This window comes from Paraburkholderia sp. TE9906 (assembly GCF_056279605.1).
Genome location: NZ_JBWCCT010000016.1, coordinates 16,944 through 34,905, shown reverse-complemented (window position 1 = coordinate 34,905; position 17,962 = coordinate 16,944). Strand labels below are relative to the sequence as shown.

The 17,962-nt window shown below is 62.8% G+C and carries 19 protein-coding genes; 10 read left to right on the top strand and 9 right to left on the bottom strand.

The window, feature by feature from the left end; translation table 11 throughout:
- Positions 1 to 25 precede the first annotated feature (25 nt).
- Positions 26 to 946, bottom strand: a complete 921-nt coding sequence (locus ACZ9H4_RS30760; protein ID WP_476122390.1) for a dTDP-4-dehydrorhamnose reductase family protein — start codon at positions 944 to 946, stop codon at positions 26 to 28.
- Between the two features lie 13 nt (positions 947 to 959).
- Positions 960 to 1,193 carry a heavy-metal-associated domain-containing protein gene (locus ACZ9H4_RS30755; RefSeq protein WP_476122389.1) on the bottom strand — a complete coding sequence of 78 codons (234 nt, stop codon included), beginning with the start codon at positions 1,191 to 1,193 and terminating at the stop codon, positions 960 to 962.
- Positions 1,194 to 1,319: 126 nt separating this feature from the next.
- Between ACZ9H4_RS30755 and cueR the strand changes: the two genes are divergently transcribed.
- Entirely contained in the window at positions 1,320 to 1,742 is a 423-nt protein-coding gene (gene cueR, locus ACZ9H4_RS30750; RefSeq protein ID WP_408145128.1) for a Cu(I)-responsive transcriptional regulator, read from the top strand.
- Between the two features lie 304 nt (positions 1,743 to 2,046).
- Positions 2,047 to 2,193 (top strand): DUF3563 family protein, encoded by a 147-nt coding sequence (locus tag ACZ9H4_RS30745; RefSeq protein ID WP_121315127.1) that lies wholly within the window; start codon positions 2,047 to 2,049, stop codon positions 2,191 to 2,193.
- 249 nt (positions 2,194 to 2,442) lie between these two features.
- Here ACZ9H4_RS30745 and ACZ9H4_RS30740 read toward each other — a convergent pair whose 3' ends face one another.
- Complete coding sequence (locus ACZ9H4_RS30740; RefSeq protein WP_408326367.1) at positions 2,443 to 2,685, bottom strand: hypothetical protein; 243 nt, start codon at positions 2,683 to 2,685, stop codon at positions 2,443 to 2,445.
- Positions 2,686 to 3,041: 356 nt separating this feature from the next.
- Between ACZ9H4_RS30740 and ACZ9H4_RS30735 the strand changes: the two genes are divergently transcribed.
- Entirely contained in the window at positions 3,042 to 4,082 is a 1,041-nt protein-coding gene (locus tag ACZ9H4_RS30735; RefSeq protein WP_408145132.1) for an ABC transporter substrate-binding protein, read from the top strand.
- 52 nt (positions 4,083 to 4,134) lie between these two features.
- On the opposite strand, the gene ACZ9H4_RS30730 is transcribed toward ACZ9H4_RS30735, so the two are convergent.
- Together ACZ9H4_RS30730 and ACZ9H4_RS30725 are read right to left on the bottom strand one after the other, a co-directional pair.
- Positions 4,135 to 4,980, bottom strand: coding sequence for a 23S rRNA (adenine(2030)-N(6))-methyltransferase RlmJ (locus tag ACZ9H4_RS30730; protein WP_408145273.1), 846 nt, complete (start codon positions 4,978 to 4,980; stop codon positions 4,135 to 4,137).
- Between the two features lie 205 nt (positions 4,981 to 5,185).
- On the bottom strand, positions 5,186 to 6,157 hold the full coding sequence (locus ACZ9H4_RS30725; protein ID WP_408145134.1) for a potassium channel beta subunit family protein: 972 nt from the start codon (positions 6,155 to 6,157) through the stop codon (positions 5,186 to 5,188).
- Between the two features lie 223 nt (positions 6,158 to 6,380).
- Here ACZ9H4_RS30725 and ACZ9H4_RS30720 point away from each other — a divergent pair, with 223 nt between their 5' ends.
- Both ACZ9H4_RS30720 and ACZ9H4_RS30715 read left to right on the top strand, forming a co-directional pair.
- Entirely contained in the window at positions 6,381 to 7,178 is a 798-nt protein-coding gene (locus ACZ9H4_RS30720; protein WP_476122388.1) for a 3-hydroxybutyrate dehydrogenase, read from the top strand.
- A gap of 10 nt (positions 7,179 to 7,188) precedes the next feature.
- Entirely contained in the window at positions 7,189 to 8,427 is a 1,239-nt protein-coding gene (locus tag ACZ9H4_RS30715) for a DUF3734 domain-containing protein (RefSeq protein WP_408145138.1), read from the top strand.
- A gap of 114 nt (positions 8,428 to 8,541) precedes the next feature.
- Here the strand turns inward: ACZ9H4_RS30715 and ACZ9H4_RS30710 are convergent, their stop codons facing one another.
- Positions 8,542 to 9,741 (bottom strand): amino acid aminotransferase, encoded by a 1,200-nt coding sequence (locus ACZ9H4_RS30710; protein WP_476122387.1) that lies wholly within the window; start codon positions 9,739 to 9,741, stop codon positions 8,542 to 8,544.
- Between the two features lie 465 nt (positions 9,742 to 10,206).
- Here ACZ9H4_RS30710 and uvrB point away from each other — a divergent pair, with 465 nt between their 5' ends.
- The 5 genes from uvrB (at position 10,207) to ACZ9H4_RS30685 (ending at position 15,998) form a co-directional block, all read left to right on the top strand.
- Entirely contained in the window at positions 10,207 to 12,300 is a 2,094-nt protein-coding gene (uvrB, locus tag ACZ9H4_RS30705) for an excinuclease ABC subunit UvrB (protein ID WP_476122386.1), read from the top strand.
- Positions 12,301 to 12,632: 332 nt separating this feature from the next.
- Positions 12,633 to 13,181 carry an iron transporter gene (locus ACZ9H4_RS30700; protein WP_476122385.1) on the top strand — a complete coding sequence of 183 codons (549 nt, stop codon included), beginning with the start codon at positions 12,633 to 12,635 and terminating at the stop codon, positions 13,179 to 13,181.
- A 149-nt stretch (positions 13,182 to 13,330) separates the two neighbouring features.
- The gene (locus ACZ9H4_RS30695) at positions 13,331 to 13,663 is read left to right on the top strand and encodes a cupredoxin domain-containing protein (RefSeq protein WP_408145145.1); all 333 of its coding nucleotides are present in this window, start codon (positions 13,331 to 13,333) and stop codon (positions 13,661 to 13,663) included.
- 86 nt (positions 13,664 to 13,749) lie between these two features.
- Positions 13,750 to 14,595 (top strand): FTR1 family iron permease, encoded by an 846-nt coding sequence (locus ACZ9H4_RS30690; RefSeq protein ID WP_408145147.1) that lies wholly within the window; start codon positions 13,750 to 13,752, stop codon positions 14,593 to 14,595.
- Positions 14,592 to 15,998 (top strand): 4Fe-4S binding protein, encoded by a 1,407-nt coding sequence (locus tag ACZ9H4_RS30685; protein ID WP_408145149.1) that lies wholly within the window; start codon positions 14,592 to 14,594, stop codon positions 15,996 to 15,998. The genes ACZ9H4_RS30690 and ACZ9H4_RS30685 overlap by 4 nt, the downstream gene beginning before the upstream one ends.
- A 302-nt stretch (positions 15,999 to 16,300) precedes the next feature.
- On the opposite strand, the gene hemP is transcribed toward ACZ9H4_RS30685, so the two are convergent.
- From hemP to ACZ9H4_RS30670, 3 genes are all read right to left on the bottom strand, one after another.
- Positions 16,301 to 16,561 carry a hemin uptake protein HemP gene (gene hemP / locus ACZ9H4_RS30680; protein ID WP_476122384.1) on the bottom strand — a complete coding sequence of 87 codons (261 nt, stop codon included), beginning with the start codon at positions 16,559 to 16,561 and terminating at the stop codon, positions 16,301 to 16,303.
- Positions 16,562 to 16,757: 196 nt separating this feature from the next.
- Positions 16,758 to 17,240, bottom strand: coding sequence for an SRPBCC family protein (locus ACZ9H4_RS30675; protein WP_408145153.1), 483 nt, complete (start codon positions 17,238 to 17,240; stop codon positions 16,758 to 16,760).
- A gap of 86 nt (positions 17,241 to 17,326) precedes the next feature.
- Positions 17,327 to 17,725 (bottom strand): OsmC family protein, encoded by a 399-nt coding sequence (locus tag ACZ9H4_RS30670; protein ID WP_408145155.1) that lies wholly within the window; start codon positions 17,723 to 17,725, stop codon positions 17,327 to 17,329.
- Positions 17,726 to 17,962 lie beyond the last annotated feature (237 nt).

Genomic DNA, 17,962 nt, shown 5'->3' with positions numbered 1-17,962 from the left:
TGTTGATCCGCGTGTTGATCCGATATCAGACGGGTGTCTCGCCGCGCCAGGGAAACGCGGCCAGCACGCGCCGAATCGCCGTGTCGAACGGGGTGCGGCGGCCGATTCCGAGCGCCTCGAGGCGCTCCGACGCCAGGTGGCAATTATGCGGACGAGGCGTCGCATCGGTTGGGGTGGATTGCGGCGTCAGGTGCGCATCGAGCCGCAAGGCTTCGGCGAGGCGCAAGGCGATCTCATACTTGGTCATCGGTTCGTCGCCCGACCATTGCACGATGCCGCGGACCGCTGCGCCGTGTGCATGCCGTTCGAGCATTTGCCGGATCACGTACGCGACATCCGGCGTGAAGGTGGGATAGCGGATCGCCCACGCGTCCATCATGGCGGGCTTGCCGTCCGATGCCGCCGATGCGGCAATCGCCGGCACGAGACTCGTCACCGCCGATTCCGCCCAACTGACGATCGGGCCGTACAGCAGCGGCAAACGCAGCACGCAGCCGAGGTCGGTGGTCTCGGTCAGCGCGCGCTCGCCTTCGAGCTTGCTCCACCCATACCCGTTGAGCGGCGCGGGCGCGCAGTCGTGCCGATAGGGCGGATGGCTGCCGTCGAACACGTAGTCGGTGGAGATCGACAGCGTCCACGCGCCGCGCCGGTGCGCCGCCGCAGCCAGTGTGCGCACCGCATCGACATTCAGCGCGCGCGCGAGCGCCGGATTGTGCTCGCACACGTCCGGCCGGCGCTCGGCCGCGGCTATCACGAGCGCGTCCGGGGCTTCGCGCTCGACGAACTGCTCGACCGCCTGCGCGTCGCGAATATCCAGTGCGACGGTATGGGGAGCCGGCCGGCTGAACGCCGTGGCAACGACCTCCCAGCCGGCTTGCTGCGCCAGTTCGTCGACGAGCGCGCGGCCGACCAGCCCGGAGGCGCCAATAACAGCAACTTTAAACATGATGTGCGTCCGCCTAGCGGTTTGCGCCGCCGGTTGCCGTCCCGTTCGAGACGGCGGTGACCGTGTAGCCGGCTTCGTCGATGGCGGCTTTCAGCGCGTCGACCGTTTGCGCCGAGTCGACCACCACACGGCCGGACGCCAGATCCACCTGAACCTGCGCGGCTGCATCGTGTTCACGAATGGCGTTCGTGACCGCCGCGACACAGTGCTGGCAGCTCATGCCCTCTACCTTGAATTCGATTGTCATCGGGATTGCCTCGGGAAAAATCAGAATGGAAGTAGTTGGATTATGCCTGCCAATCCGTACTCGAGCGGCTGGACCTTCCTGTCATGGGAAGGTGTACGATCGACTCATACCCTGGAGAAAACGGTCATGAATATCGGTGAAGCGGCCCGCACGTCGGGCGTCACGGCGAAGATGATTCGCTATTACGAAAGCGTGGGTTTGCTGACGGCGAAGTCGCGCACGAGCGCCGGTTATCGCGTATACGGTCCGCAGGAGGTTCATTCGCTGCGCTTCATCCGCCAGGCGCGTCGCCTGGGGTTTCTGGTTGAAGACATTCGCCGGCTGCTGGCGCTGTGGCACGATCGCTCGCGCGCCAGTGCCGAAGTGAAGCAGATCGCGCTGGAGCACGTCGCGGAACTCGACCGCCGGATCGCCGAGCTCACCGATATGCGAGATACCCTCGCGCATCTCGCCGACCATTGCCACGGCGACGACCGGCCCGACTGCCCCATCATCGAACGCCTTGCCGATACCGACCTGGTGTCGGGGAAGGGCTGTCACCCGATCTAACGCGGTGGACGGAGGCAGGTGCAACCCGAGATGCAAATTTATCGCAACCGGCGGCAATTTGCACCAATTAAGTGCTTGAAAATGTGGAGCGGCATTCTATCTGACTTGAAATTCGCTCTGAACCGAACTAAATCAAGAGTTTAGATGCACCGCAAGCGTGCACCATTCCAAAACGGAATGCACATCATGCGGGCATTTCACTAGCGCGGTTGCACCATAGGGCTATAATGCGGGTTAACCCTTTTACGGGAAATCCCTGATGTCCAACTTCACCGGGGATTCGATCTGATCCTTGGAGAACATCATGTTTGCATACATTCTTGAAAAGCTGAGCACCTGGTTTGAAACCGCCGAACGCAACCGCCGCGAAGCCTACCTGGCATCGTCGTCGGATATCGTTCAGCTCGAACAGCGTATCCGTTCGCTCGAAACCAGCGGCTATTCGCTGTAAGTTTCATCCGCTTCGAGTTGGACCCGCCGGCGCCTATTGCGCGGCGATCGCAGCACAGCATTGAGCCCCGTCGATTCGGGGCTTTGTCACATTTGGACCCGAGAATTTTCTCGCGGTAGGCGCTTGCGCACTATGCGTGGCGAATAACGACTAGCTTCGCGGCTGGCACCGAGGTAAGGTAAAGCGTGCTCAGCGCAATCCGGCATTCTCAAACCAAACCGCTCCGCCCATGTCTTCTATCCGCTCGCTTCAGTCCATCCTGTCCGTAGCCGCCGCGACTTTGCTGACGACGGTTTGCGCCGTGTCGAACGCAGTGGCCACGCCGGACAGCGCGCGCAGGCCAGTCATCCTCGACTCGCAGGGCGGCATCAACGACGGGCAGAGCGGCACGGTCATGCGCACCGGACCGACGTCGTGGCAGCCGATCGTTGGCGCGCAGCCAATCGCCACGCCGGCCGAATTGGCGCCGCCGGATTCGTCGACACCGATCATCGTCGCACCGTATATTCAATTGCCTGTGGGCGGTGGCTCGCGGCCGCCGCCCCGTCCGGTGCCTCGTCCGCAATAAGCGTCTTCGGCGCGTTTTCTTCCCGCGCTTGCGTCCCATCCCGTTGATGTTTCCACGCCCGGCAAACGCTTTGCCGGGCTCTCGCGCATCCACGCGTTTGCCAAACTCGCCGGCGTGCGCATGCGCGGCGAATGGCGCGCGGCGCGGCATTGGGGTTTGGGCGCATGGCGTGCGCTAAACGCTCCGACGACAATCGTTTCGCAGTGTCTCGCTAGCGGCTCGGGCGATGTGTATCGCGCAGCTTCAATGCTTTGGACGCAATAGAACGAGGAGACATCAAATGATCACTCACTGGCTCCGCCGTGCCGCGAGCGCCTGCGTAACGCTCTTCGCACTTGCCGTGCCGCCGGGCGTCGCGCTCGCCAAAGACGCGCCTGAAATGCCCTCGCTGACGATGGCCGTCGGCGGTTTGCCCGGCCTTTACTATTTGCCGGTACTTGCCGCCCATCAATTGGGGTACTTCAAGGACGAAGGGCTCGACGTCGCGCTCGAGAATTTCGCGGGTGGATCGAAAGCCCTGGAGGCGGTGGTGGGCGGCAGCGCCGACGTGGGCGCGGGGGCGTTCGAGCACACGCTGTTCATGCAGGCAAAGGGGCAGCACTACCGGGCGTTCGTGTTGATGGGCCGCGCCCCGCAGATCGTCGTCGCGGTGGTGAAGTCGAAGGCTGATCAACTCAAGTCGCTGGCGGACTTCAAGGGCGCGAAAGTCGGCGTGAGCGCGCCGGGTTCGTCGACGGATCTCGTGCTGACCGTGGCGTTGCGCAAAGCCGGCGTGCAACGCAGCGACATTTCAGCGATCGGAGTGGGCAGCGGCGCCACGGTGCTGGCGGCGGTCAGCGGCGGCCAGATCGACGCGCTCTCGAACGTCGATCCGATGATGACCAAGCTGACGCGTAGCGGGGCGATCAAGGTGCTGGTCGATACGCGCACCGTGAAAGGCACGCAAGAGGTGTTCGGCGGGACGATGCCCGCGGCCACGCTCTATGCATCCGAGAGCTTCATTCAGAAGAATCCGAAGACGACTCAGGCGCTCACCAATGCGATCGTGCGCGCCAACCACTGGTTGCAGACCGCGAGCGATGCCGATCTGCTGAAGATGGTGCCCCCGGCTTATCTGCTCAACGACTCGGCACTGTATGTCGAAGCCTTTCACAACGTGCGCGACGCGTATTCGCCGGATGGCTTGATGCCGGCCGACGGCCCGGCGACCTCGCTGCGTGCGCTGGCCTCGTTCGATGACCGGTTGGATCCGAAGAAGATCGATCTGAACGCTACCTATACGAACGATTTCGCGCGCAAGGCAGCGGCGCAATTGAAGTGAGCGGGAATCCGGCTGTGCGCGTTGATGGCCCGGACGCCATCCGCGGCAAAGCTTAGTCGCCGCGATACTCGACCTTGAACCCGGCAGCCTTGTCCTCGCCGAGCGCCTTGACGAGCCAGGGCATCTGGTCCTTCAGCATTTTCGCCAGCGTATACGGCGGGTTCAGAATGAACATGCCGCTGCCGAAAAGTCCAAAGCCGTCCTCGGGCGGATTGCTGACCGTCAAGCTGACGTGGAGCCAGTTGCGCTCCTGCAGCTTCTTCAACTGATCAGGAAAGCGCTGCGATTCCGGGCGTTTCACCTGCGGATACCAGACCGCATAGGTGCCGGTCGGAAAGCGCTTCAGGCTCTCTTCGACACAGCGCAGCGTGCGCGTGTAGTCGCGCTTGTCCTCGTACGACGGATCGAGCAGCACCAGCGCGCGGCGCGGCGCAGGCGGCAGCAACGCGAGAATGCCGTCGAAGCCGTCGCCCGCGTAGAGCATCGCCCGGCGGCCCGCGTCGCGGAAATTGTGGCGCAGAACGTCGATTTCGGTGGTGTGCAGTTCGAACAGACGCATGCGGTCCTGCTCGCGCAACTGCCGCCACGCGATGTACGGCGAGCCCGGATAGAAGCGCAACTGGCCATCCGGATTGAGCGCGCTGACTTCCTCGACGTAGTCGGCGAAGAGCGGCGGCAGATCGTTGCGCTCCCACAGTCTGGCGATGCCGGTCTGGAATTCGCCGGTTTTGGTCGCATAGCCTTCCTTCAGCGAATAGACGCCGGCGCCCGCATGCGTGTCGATGTACCAGTAGGCTTTGTCCTTCTGGCCGAGGTAACGCAATAGCTGCAACACGACGGCGTGTTTCAGAACGTCGGCGTGATTGCCTGCATGAAAGGCGTGGCGGTAGCTGAGCATGATGAGGAAACGCTGAAAGAGGGCATGCCGGTCCAGGGCGGATTCGGCGGTGCGCGGTGCAATGCGGCGGCACAGCGGGCAAACGGCGCCGGTGTGCAGCGCGGCCGCGTATTGTACGCGACGCCGCGCTGCGGTTTGGGTAAGTTCCGCGTGACATGGCCCCGCTGCCGCCCGGGCCACGTCACGCGCTCCGGCGAAAATCCGTTCAGTCGTAGGCGTCGCCGACGATTTCCTCGATGCGCTGCCTGATCTCCGGCGTGATTCGTGCGGCCACCTCGGCGGACCTCATGTTCTCGCCGATCTGTTCGACCCGCGACGCGCCCGTGATCACCGTGCTGACGTTCGGATTCTTCAGAATCCAGGCAATCGCGAGTTGCCCGATCGTGCAGTCCAACTCGTCGGCCACCGCGCCGAGCTTGCCGACCACGCTGTTCTTGCCCGCATCGGTGACCTGCTTGCGCAGCCAGTCATAGCCTTGCAACTGCGCGCGGCTGTCCGCCGGTACGCCGTCGCGGTATTTGCCGGTGAGCAGGCCGGACGCGAGCGGGCTCCAGGTGGTCAGGCCGAGGCCGATATCCTCGTAAAGCCGCTTGTACTCCTGCTCGACGCGTTTGCGGTGGAACAGGTTGTACTGCGGCTGCTCCATGACCGGCTTGTGCAGGTGGTGCCGCTCCGCAATCTCGTAAGCGGCGCGGATTTCGTCGGCGCTCCATTCGGAGGTGCCCCAGTACAGCGCCTTGCCGCGCGTGATCATGTCGCTCATCGCCCAGACGGTTTCCTCGACGGGCGTGTTCGGATCGGGACGATGGCAGAACACCAGGTCCACATAGTCGAGTTGCAGGCGCTTGAGCGACGCGTCGACCGCGTTCAGCAGATATTTGCGGTTCAGCGTGTGGTACTGGTTCGGCGCTTCCGTGAGCCCCCAGAAGAATTTCGTGGACACCACGTAGCTCACGCGCGGCCACGCTAGTTCCTTCAGCGCCTGGCCCATGATTTCCTCGGATTGGCCGCCCGCGTAGACCTCGGCGTTATCGAAGAAGTTGACTCCCGCGTCGCGGGCGGCCGCCAGCGATTCGCGCGCCGCGCGATGATCCACCTGGTTGCCGTAAGTGACCCATGAGCCGATGGACAATTCGCTGACTTGCAGGCCAGAGCGGCCCAGACGTCGATAATTCATGCATGTCTCCTTGTGGGTGATGCTGCCGGCATTGCGCCGAAAACATCCAGTTTAAAGAGATAAAGCGCGATGTGCGTTTTACCTATGGCGTTCACAGGGTTCATGCACAATAGCAGCGTTGGCCGCAATGCAGCATTCGGCCGAACGGCCTATGTCGTTTGGCTGACTGCATGCCGCTTGCGGCTTGTGGTCTCATTGCTCATCAACTGCATGGAGGTTCTGGATGTCGTCTCTGAACACGAATCTGAACGGCAAGGTCGCCGTGGTTACCGGCGCGGCAAGCGGCATCGGCAAGCAGATCGCGCTGACTCTTTCCGCGGCGGGCGCGGCGGTCGCGATCGCCGATTTGAACCAGGACGGCGCCAACGCCGTTGCGGAAGAAATCACGAAAAGCGGTGGTAAGGCAATCGGCGTGGCGATGGATGTCACGAGCGAGGAGGCCGTCAATCAGGGCATCGACAAAATCGCGGCCGAACTCGGCTCGATCGACATTCTCATTTCCAACGCCGGCATTCAGATCGTCAATCCGATCGAAAACTATTCGTTCTCGGACTGGAAGAAGATGCAGGCGATCCATGTGGACGGCGCCTTCCTCACGACAAAGGCCGCGCTCAAGCACATGTACAAGGACGATCGCGGCGGCATCGTAATCTACATGGGTTCGGTCCATTCGCATGAAGCGTCGCCGCTGAAGTCCGCCTATGTGACGGCCAAGCATGCGCTGCTGGGGCTCGCGCGCGTGCTGGCCAAGGAAGGCGCGAAGCATAACGTGCGCTCGCATGTGGTGTGTCCGGGTTTCGTGCGCACGCCGCTCGTCGACAAGCAGATTCCCGAGCAGTCCAAGGAACTCGGCATCAGCGAGGAAGAAGTCGTCAAGCGCGTGATGCTGGGCGGCACGGTCGACGGCATCTTTACCACGGTGGAAGACGTCGCGCAGACGGTGCTGTTCCTGTCCACCTTCCCGACGGCGGCACTGACCGGCCAGTCTTTCATTGTGAGCCACGGCTGGTATATGCAATAAGGAGGCGCCCATGGCGCAACGCAATCTCAAGCGGGCGCGCGTGGGTGCGCCCGGCGACGGGGAGGGCGACGGCGCCGGTTCGGCCGCCGCCGCCCACCCCGGCCGGCGCATCCATTTGCCCAACTACGAAACCGTCGCGCTGATGCTGCAGGGCGGCGGTGCGTTGGGCGCGTATCAGGCGGGTGTCTTTCAGGGGCTCGACGAAGCCGGCATCGAACCCAACTGGCTGGCGGGCATTTCGATTGGCGCCTTGAATACGGCCATCATTGCCGGCAATCCGCGGGAGAAGCGGGTCGAGCGGCTGTTGCAGTTCTGGGAAACGATCTGCCAACCGGCGTTCGGGCCGCCATTGCCGGCTTTCATCGAGCATGCACTCTTCAACTCCAGCGACGCGGTGCGCAAGGCCTTTACGGCGAGCCAGGCGCTAGGCGCGCTCGTCGAAGGGCAAAAGGGCTTTTTCGTGCCGCGGTTTCCGCCGCCGTTGCCCACGGTGTCCGGGCCGCCGCAAATGGCCAGCTACTACGACACCGCACCGCTGAAGGCCACACTCGAGGCGCTCTGCGATTTCGACCGGATCAATTCGCGTGAAATGCGCGTGTCGGTGGGCGCGGTCAATTGCGGCACGGGCAATTTCGCGTACTTCGACAACACGCACACCACGCTGCGGCCCGAGCATTTCATGGCGTCAGGCGCGTTGCCGCCGGGCTTCGCGGCGGTTGAAATCGACGGCCAGTTTTACTGGGACGGCGGCCTGATGTCGAACACGCCGCTCTACGAAGTGATCCAGACCACGCCGCGTCGCGACACGCTCGCGTTCCAGGTCGATCTGTGGAGCGCGATCGGACCAGTGCCGGATAACATCACGGATGTTCAGGGACGCATGAAAGACATCCAGTATTCGAGCCGTACCCGTCTCGTGACCGACATGCTGCAGCGCTCGCAGCGTTTCCGGCATGTGCTGCGCGAGGTGCTGGAGCGCGTGCCGCCCGAGCAGCGTGACGACCCGTGGTGCAAGCTGGCCGAAGACCTCGCGTGTTCGAAGCGCTACAACGTGATCCATCTCATCTACCGGCACAAGGAATACGAGGGGCACTACAAGGACTTCCAGTTTGGCCTCTCGACCATGCGCGAGCACTGGCAAAGCGGTCTGGACGACATTCGCCATTCGCTCGAGCATCCCGACTGGCTCGACATGCCGGATAACGACGCTGGTTTCGTCACGCACGATATCCATCGTGATTCGCGCTGACAGGACTACAACGAAACGTTCGGGCAATAAAAAACGGCGCCCTTTCAGAAAGGGCGCCGTTTCTCTCAGCGGTTCCAGCAGAGCGCGCGACCAGGATCCGCGCTCCGGCTTGCTTTACTTCAACACGTGAGCAATTGCGTTAGCCACCGCGTCGAGGTTGCGCGTGTTCAGTGCAGCCACGCAGATGCGGCCCGTGCTCACCGCGTAGATGCCGAACTCTTCGCGTAGACGGTCCACTTGCGGCGCCGTCAGACCCGAGTACGAGAACATGCCGCGCTGTGCGTTCACGAAGCTGAAGTCACGATCCACGCCGCTTGCCTTCAGGCGTTCGACCAGACCGTTGCGCATCGCGCGAATACGGTCGCGCATTTCAGCCAGTTCCGTTTCCCACGTGGCGCGCAGTTCGGGCGAGGCGAGCACTGCCGCCACCACCGAGCCGCCGTGCGTCGGCGGGTTGGAGTAGTTCGTGCGGATCACGCGCTTCAGTTGCGACAGCACGCGTGCTGCCTCTTCCTTGCTTGACGTGATGATCGACAGTGCGCCGATACGCTCGCCGTACAGCGAGAACGACTTCGAGAACGACGACGACACGAACACGTTCAGTTCCGAGGCCGCGAACAGACGCACGGCTGCGGCGTCCGCTTCGATGTTGTCGCCGAAGCCCTGGTAGGCGATGTCGAGGAACGGCACCAGATTGCGCGCCTTCACGACTTCGACCACCTGCTTCCATTGATCGACGCTCAGGTCGACGCCGGTCGGGTTGTGGCAGCAGGCGTGCAGCACGACGATGGTGCCCGCGGCATAGCTGTTCAGCGCGCTCAGCATGCCTTCGAAGTTCACGCCATGCGTGTGCGCGTCATAGTACGGATACGACACCACTTCGAAACCAGCGCCTTCGAACAGCGCACGGTGATTTTCCCAGCTCGGATCGCTGATTGCGACCTTGGCCGCCGGGTTCACGCGCTTCAGGAAGTCCGCGCCGATCTTCAGCGCGCCCGTGCCGCCCAATGCCTGCGCCGTGACGACGCGGCCCGCCGCGATCAGCGACGAGTCGTCGCCGAGCAGCAGCTTCTGCACGGCCGCATCGTAAGCCGCAATGCCTTCGATCGGCAGATAGCCGCGCGGCAGCGCCGCGTCGACGCGGGCCTTTTCGGCTTCGCGCACGGCGCGCAGCAGCGGAATCTTGCCTTCTTCGTTGAAGTACACGCCCACGCCAAGGTTGACCTTGGTGGCACGCGTATCGGCGTTGAAGGCTTCGTTCAGGCCCAGAATCGGGTCGCGGGGAGCAAGTTCGACGGCGGAGAACAGAGACATGATGGGTGGGCAGCAGTAGTGAAAAGAGGGCGGCTCCGAGCGCGAACGGCCCGACCCGAGGCGTCTGATGGACAACGCGGACAGGCGGCGGACGGCGGCAAGCGAGCGCAACTTCGCATTGTAACGAATCCGCGCGCGTTTTTCGGGCGACCAGGCTCGCTGGAGGGAATTATTTGCTTGAAAAACAGGCACTCCGGCGTCATGTGACATCGGCGGATCTGCCGGAGCGCCGCCCGGCGAGGGCTGCCAGGCGGGCATCGGCCCACGGCGCGAACGCGCTTCATAACCGCTGCCCGCATGTGACCGGAAGGCCACGAATCGTTCAGGTGAAGGGTCGTCACATAAGATTCGCCCGAGCACTCGCAATCCCGCCCGCAGCTTTCCGAACCCTACGCAGACCCGCTCGATCCGCGTTTCCCGCAACCCGTTAGAATGGTCTTTTGCCCAAGGCCCGGTGCCGTCCCCATGTCCGAACAACATCTGACTGAAGCCGAAGATACGCTCGACGAATCCAAATTCGTCACGTTCGAAGGCTCGCCGTTTCAGCTCTACCAGCCGTACCCGCCTGCCGGCGACCAGCCCACGGCGATCGACACGCTCGTTGAAGGTGTCGAGGACGGCCTCGCGTTCCAGACGCTGCTCGGCGTGACCGGCTCCGGCAAAACCTTCACGATGGCCAACACGATCGCGCGGCTCGGCCGCCCGGCGATCGTGTTTGCACCGAACAAGACGCTCGCCGCGCAGCTTTACTCGGAGTTCCGCGAGTTCTTTCCGCGCAATGCGGTCGAGTACTTCGTCTCGTACTACGACTACTACCAGCCTGAAGCGTACGTGCCGCAGCGCGACCTGTTCATCGAGAAAGACTCGTCGATCAACGAGCACATCGAGCAGATGCGGCTGTCGGCCACCAAGAGCCTGATGGAGCGGCGCGACGTGGTGATCGTCGGCACGGTGTCGGCGATTTACGGTATCGGCAATCCATCGGAATATCACAGGATGATTCTGACGCTGCGCACGGGCGACAAGCTCGGCCAGCGCGACATCATCGCGCGGCTGATCGCGATGCAGTACAACCGCAACGAAGCCGACTTCCAGCGCGGCTCGTTCCGCGTGCGCGGCGACACGATCGATATCTTCCCCGCCGAACACGCCGAAATGGCGGTGCGTATCGAATTGTTCGACGACGAAATCGAAACACTGCAACTGTTCGATCCGCTCACCGGCCGCGTGCGGCAGAAGATTCCGCGCTTCACTGTGTATCCGTCGTCGCACTACGTGACACCGCGCGACACTGTCGTGCGTGCGGTCGAAACGATCAAGAGCGAGTTGCGCGAGCGGCTGGAATTCTTCTATAGCGACGGCAAGCTCGTCGAAGCGCAGCGGCTCGAACAACGCACCCGCTTCGACCTGGAAATGTTGCAGGAACTGGGTTTCTGCAAGGGCATCGAGAACTACTCGCGGCACTTCTCCGGCGCCGCGCCGGGCGAGCCGCCGCCGACCCTGGTCGATTACCTGCCGCCGGACGCGATCATGATGCTCGACGAGTCACACGTGCTGATCGGCCAGTTGAACGGCATGTACAACGGCGACCGGGCGCGCAAGGAAAATCTGGTCGACTATGGTTTCCGCCTGCCGTCGGCGCTGGATAACCGGCCGCTCAAGTTTAACGAGTTCGAGCGCAAGATGCGCCAGGTCGTGTTCGTGTCGGCCACGCCGGCGGATTACGAGAAGAAAACGGCCGGACAGGTCGCCGAGCAGCTGGTGCGTCCGACCGGCCTCGTCGATCCGGAAATCGAGGTGCGTCCGGCGCGCAGCCAGGTCGACGACGTGCTCGGCGAGATCAACGAGCGCGTCAAGGTCGGCGACCGCGTGCTGGTCACGGTGCTGACCAAGCGGATGGCCGAGCAGTTGACCGAATTTCTGGCCGACCACGGCGTCAAGGTGCGCTATCTACATAGCGACATCGACACGGTCGAGCGGGTCGAGATCATTCGCGATCTGCGGCTGGGCACCTTCGACGTGCTGGTGGGGATCAATCTGCTGCGCGAAGGGCTGGATATTCCGGAGGTGTCGCTCGTCGCGATTCTCGACGCGGACAAGGAAGGCTTTCTGCGCGCCGAGCGCTCGCTGATCCAGACCATCGGCCGGGCGGCGCGTAACGTGAACGGCAAGGCGATCCTGTATGCGGACAAAGTGACGGACTCGATGCGCCGCGCGATCGACGAAACCGAGCGGCGGCGCGCCAAGCAGATTGCCTTCAACCTCGCGAACGGCATTACGCCGCGCGGGGTGGTCAAGCGCATTCGCGACATCATCGACGGCGTGTACAACGTCGACGACGCACGCGCCGAACTGAAGGAGCAGCAAACGCGCGCGAAATTCGAGGACATGTCCGAGAAGCAGCTCGCCAAGGAACTGAAGCGTCTCGAAAAGCAGATGATGGAGCATGCCAGGAACCTCGAGTTCGAGAAGGCCGCGCAGACTCGCGATCAGCTGGCGCTCCTGCGCCAGCGTGTGTTCGGCGCGAATGTCGGCGATCACGTCTCCGGCGTCGAATAAGGCCTCTTTCCACCCCGGGGCGCGGCAACGTGCCGCGCCCGTCAAGTTGCAGCGACACACCCCTCCCAGCTCGTCTCGCCGTCCTCCATACGCGCTTTCTTAAAGCAGCCTTAAGCCCCTGTTGCGACAAGGATTTGCGAGCGTCGATATTTGTTCTCCCTCGAGATCAATGATAGACTCCCCTAATATTGAGAATGGTTCGCATTTAAGGTTCTTGTATGCGAGTTGCACCCGGTCGATCGCCTGCCCAAAGGCGGGGACCGTCGCATCAGGCACGCCGACGCGCTGTTCCAATGGATTCGATTCCAGTCTGATAAAAACAAGGAGTTTTAATGCGGATTTCTTCATTTGCGCGCGGCGGCGCAGCCGTGGTGGCCGCAGTGGCCGCTTTGTCGGCGACGGCAGCGGAATACCCGATCGGCAAGCAACAGATCCAGGGCGGCATGGAAATCGGCGCGGTTTACCTGCAGCCGATCACCATGGAACCGGAAGGCATGATGCGCAAGGCGTCGGATTCGGACATCCACCTTGAAGCGGACATCCACGCGGTCAAGAACAACCCGACCGGTTTCGCCGAAGGCGACTGGATGCCGTATCTGCAACTTCGCTACGAGCTGACGAAAGCCGGTTCGAATCAGACGCAGAAGGGCGACATGATGGCGATGGTCGCCAACGATGGTCCGCACTATGGCGACAACGTCAAGCTGCAAGGCCCGGGCAAGTATCACCTCAAGCTGATCGTCGAACCGCCGATGCAGACCGGCCACATGGCTTTCGGCCGCCACGTCGACAAGGAAACCGGGGTGGGTCCGTGGTTCAAGCCGTTCACGCTCGAATATGACTTCACCTTCGCCGGCATCGGCAAGAAGGGTGGCTACTGATCTGCCGATCGCGGTGGATTACCCGCCGGTCACGCCGTCAAGCCGCGCTCGAACGCCTGGCCAGGCGGCGACGATTGGGCGAATCAGTGAATGCAGCAGGCGGGGCGCCGACGATCGACATCCGCGCCCCGCGTTTTCCGGAAAGGCTAATGAGAATTGACCGAAAGATCGCGCTGCTCGCCGCTACGGCGTTGCTCGCGAGCGCGGCCCACGCAGCCGACCTGCCGACCTTCAAGCTGGAAATGAACGACGGCAAGCTGACCCCGGCGCGCATCGAAGTGCCGGCGGGGCAGCGCATCAAGATCGAAGTGCGCAACACCGGTAAAGGCGCGGCCGAATTCGAAAGCGTGCAGTTGCGTAAAGAGAAGGTGTTGGCGCCGGGCGCGGATTCGTTCGTCGTGATTGCTCCGCTGGAGCCGGGCGAATACAAGTTTTTCGACGATTTCCACCAGCAGGCGCAGGGCGTGATCGTCGCGAAGTAATGGCCTGGCGTGCGGGCGCGCGACTCTCGGGCGTGCCGCATTCATTTCAGGCAGTGAGCAGCAGAAGGATCGAAGGGAGAGCTTGGATGGGTCAGATTCTGTTCATCGTGTGGCGGGAAAGCGTCGAGGCCTTGCTGGTCGTCGGCATCCTGTACGCGTGGTTGAAAAACGGCGACGACGATGCGCGCCGCGGCTTGCCGTACCTGTGGGGCGGCGTCGCGGCCGGTGTGATCGCGGCGGTCGCGCTCGGCGCAGCGCTAGTGGGGTTCACCGAAGTGCTCTCCGGTGATGCGCAAGATTATTTCCAGACCGCGATGGTGCTGGTCGCCTGCGTGCTGATCGTGCAGATGGTGCTGTGGATGAAGCAGCACGGCCGGACCTTGAAGCGCGACATGGAACAGTCGCTGCAAAAGAGTCAGCGCGATTCGAACTGGTGGGGCGTCGCGTTGCTGGTCGCACTGGCGATCGCGCGTGAAGGCAGCGAAACGGTGATCTTCCTGTACGGCCTCGGCTTCGGCCAGTCGGGCCACGTGGACGGCAGCCAGATGCTCGCGGTCGTGATCGGCCTCGGTCTCGCGTTCCTGACGTTCTACCTGCTGCAACTGGGCGGCAAGATTTTCTCGTGGCGGCTCTTTTTCCGCGTCACCGAAATCATGCTGCTATTCCTTGGTGCGGGTCTGTTCCAGACCGGCGTCGACAAGCTGATCGACAAGGAAATCCTGCCGACCCTCGTCGACCAGATGTGGAATTCGTCGGCGATCCTCGACGACTCGAGCACCTTCGGTTCGCTGGTCGCGACGCTGACCGGCTACCGCGCTCATCCGGCGCTGATGAATCTGCTGGCGTATGCGGCGTACTGGGCGGTCGTCTATCTGCTGGTGCGCCGGGCGAGTCGCAAGCCGGCGCAGCAGACCGCGGGACGCGCGGCATGAGTACCGTCATGACCCGCCCGGGGCGCCTCGCAGCGGCCGGACAATGGATGCAGCGTCACGGCGCAGTGATCCGTGGCATTCAGTGGGTCGTGGTGGCGGTCTACGCGTTCCTGATCATCGTGCCGGCGGTGATGCCGCTGCCGGACGACACCGCGCACCTGTGGAACAACCTGACGCTTGCCGCGCAGTTTGTGTTCTGGGGCATCTGGTGGCCATTCGTGTTGCTGTCGATGGTGATGCTCGGCCGGGTCTGGTGCGGCGTGCTGTGTCCGGAGGGCGCGCTCGCCGAATTCGCCAGCAAGTTCGGCCGCGGCTGGGCCATTCCGCGCTGGATGCGCTGGGGCGGCTGGCCGTTCGTCGCATTCGGCATTACCACCATCTACGGTCAGATGGTGAGCGTGTACCAGTATCCGAAGGCCGTGCTGCTGGTGCTCGGCGGCTCGACCTTCGCGGCGATCATCATCGGCTTGCTATACGGGCGGGAGAAGCGCGTCTGGTGCAAGTACCTGTGCCCCGTCAACGGGGTTTTTTCGCTTCTAGCGCGCCTCGCACCGTTCCACTACAAGGTCGATGAAGACGCATGGCGCCGTTCGTACAAGAACGGCGAGCATGGGCATCGCGTGATTCCGATCAACTGCGCTCCGCTCGTGCCGCTGCGCAACATGAAGGGCGCGTCGGACTGCCATATGTGCGGCCGGTGCAGCGGACACCGCGACGCGATTGCGTTGACATGGCGCGCGCCGTCGTCGGAAGTCGTGCAGCTCGGCGACAAGCAGGCGAACCCGTGGGACACCGCGCTGATCCTGTACGGCCTGCTCGGTATCGCGATCGGCGCATTCCACTGGACCGCTTCGCGCTGGTTCATCGACCTGAAGATGTTCTTCGCGACGTGGCTGGTCGATCACGACATCACCTGGCCGCTCGACACCAACGCGCCGTGGTTCCTGTTCACGCATTACCCCGAGCAGAACGACGTGTTTTCGTGGCTCGACGGCACGATGGTGATCGGTTACATCCTCGCGACGGCGCTGGTGTACGGCACTGCGCTGCTGCTGTTGCTGACGGGCGCGACGCGCATGCTCGGACGCTTCAGCGCCGTGCGTCTGCATCATCTGACGCAGGCGCTGATTCCGATCGCCGGCGCGGGCGTGTTCCTTGGGCTGTCCGCGACGACACTGTCGCTGCTGCGCGCGGAACATGTGTCGTTGTGGTGGGCGTCGGATCTGCGCATCACGATTCTGGCGATCGCCAATCTGTGGAGCGCATGGCTGGCCTGGCTCGTCACACGCCGCTATAGCGAGCGCTTCGTGCAGCGCGGCCTCGCGATGCTGTGGTTCGTCGCGGCGCTGGCCGTGGTCGATAGCGCGTGGTGGCTGATGTTCTGGGGCTGGGCTTCGAAGTAAGCCGGAACGTCGGGTTCCAGGCTGGCGCGTTTGCGGAAACACCGCCGGCGCCGCACCAACAAAAAGCCGTGGGATGAACGTCATCCCACGGCTTTTTTGTTTTCTGCTAAGCGATACACGGCGTTTGCGTGCATCCCCGTTGGGTGAGAACCAAAAAAAGCGGCCTGGCTGGCTGCGACGGCTGGCTTGGTGTCTGCACGAAGGGGTCTAGTTCTCACGTGCAAGCCGTCGTGGCTGGCTAATGCCCAACACCTCTCGAGGAGGTGGTCCCCACAATACGCGGTACTTACCTCTGTTCGTTCCTACTTCGTCAGGATCAGCTTGCCTAAGCGCGTGGCACGCAGCTGGTAGGTTTCGCCGTTATGGACGATGCTGATATGGCTATGTCCCTGCAGCAATGCATCGCTGCGGACGACCCGTTCCGATGTCTCGCCCGAACCATTTGCACGCTCCGCAGCAGGCTGGGCGGCCGACGTGCTCGCCGTCGACGATTTCGGGCGGCTGGTCAGCGCGGCCGCCGGGCGGCGCAGGCTGAGCGTGGAAGGGCGGTTGAGATCGGTCATTCGTTTTGGCTTGTTTGTCGATTCGATGGATTTATTCTAAATGATAACTATTCCCATTTACAAGAAAGAGAAATTCATCGGATTGACGTTCTGATAGCTGTGTGAATGACCAGCGAGAAAAATGACGCGAGGCCGCCTTCAGCGGGCGGCTCGCAAGGCAAACGCGGCGGCGCGGGCAGGGCCGCCCGCGCGCAATTCAATGCAGCGAGCCGGGTTCCTGTTTGGCCTGCACGTACTGACGGATCAGACGTACGGTATCGATGTCGTTTTCCCGATACGCCGACTTCACGATTTCCTGCGTTTGCACGGCGTCCTGGTCGGTGGAGACGGGCAGCGTGGTCGCGTACTCGAAGCGCAGGAACAGTTGCAGTTCGTCCGGCTGTTCGATGGTCATCGTGAGCGAGCCGCCTACGTAGTCTTCAGTCGGCAGGATGTCGTAGCGCACGCTCTGGCTCTCCTCCAGAGTGACGCGATCGCGCACGGTGGCCTGGCCGTAGTGCAATTCCCGTTCGAGGACATTGCCTGCGCGCGACAGAATCGTGCAACTGTCGAGCCCCATCACGAAGAGTTGCGGCTGCTCGGCGCGTAGCACGAGTCCCTCCCACAACTGCTCGCGGGTCATCGAGTCGACAAAGGGATTCAACGGATCGTTGATCTGGATAAGGTGTTCGAAATTCAAGTCGACAGCTTCCTATGAAAGCGTTGCGTTGCGTCAGATTGCATGCGGCCTGTCAGTGCGGGCGCGCCTTTCGGACCACCACCGCGTTACGCGACGGCGAGACCCGAGCGGATCGTGATCGAATGCGTGAGGATCTTGTGGACCGGGCACGCATTGGCAATTTGCAAAAGCCGTTCCCGCTGCTCGTCGGACAGATCGCCTTCGAGCACGATCTTGCGGTCGATGGTCGTGCCCGCGTCGCCGGTTTCGATCGACAGGGTCACGCGCACATCCGTCAGCGGCCACTCCTTGCGCTGAGCGTACATCTTCAGCGTGATCGACGTGCAGGCGCCGAGGCTCGATAGCAGCAGTGAAACGGGCGTCGGCCCACGATCGCCGCCGCCGAGCGACTCGGGTTCGTCGGCGAGCCACGTGTGCTTGCCGTCGTCGAAAATGACCTGGAAATTCGTCGAACCGATATGGGCGGTGACGGTAGGCTCTGCCATGCGTGCGGCTCCTGAACGGGACGGAAAATTGCCGCGCGCCGAGCCTCATTGTGATGAAACGCCGTGGCGCGCGGCATGAAACGCTATTGTGACCGAAATTACCGGGCTTGGCGCCTTGGGGGGAGGTGTGTGCGGGTCGAATGAAACCGGCGCGGGGCGTGCCGGAGGCTTTGCGCGCCGCGCTCGTGTTGCCGGAGGCGCGGCGCTCGTCGCTAATGCGGCGGCACGCTATGGCCA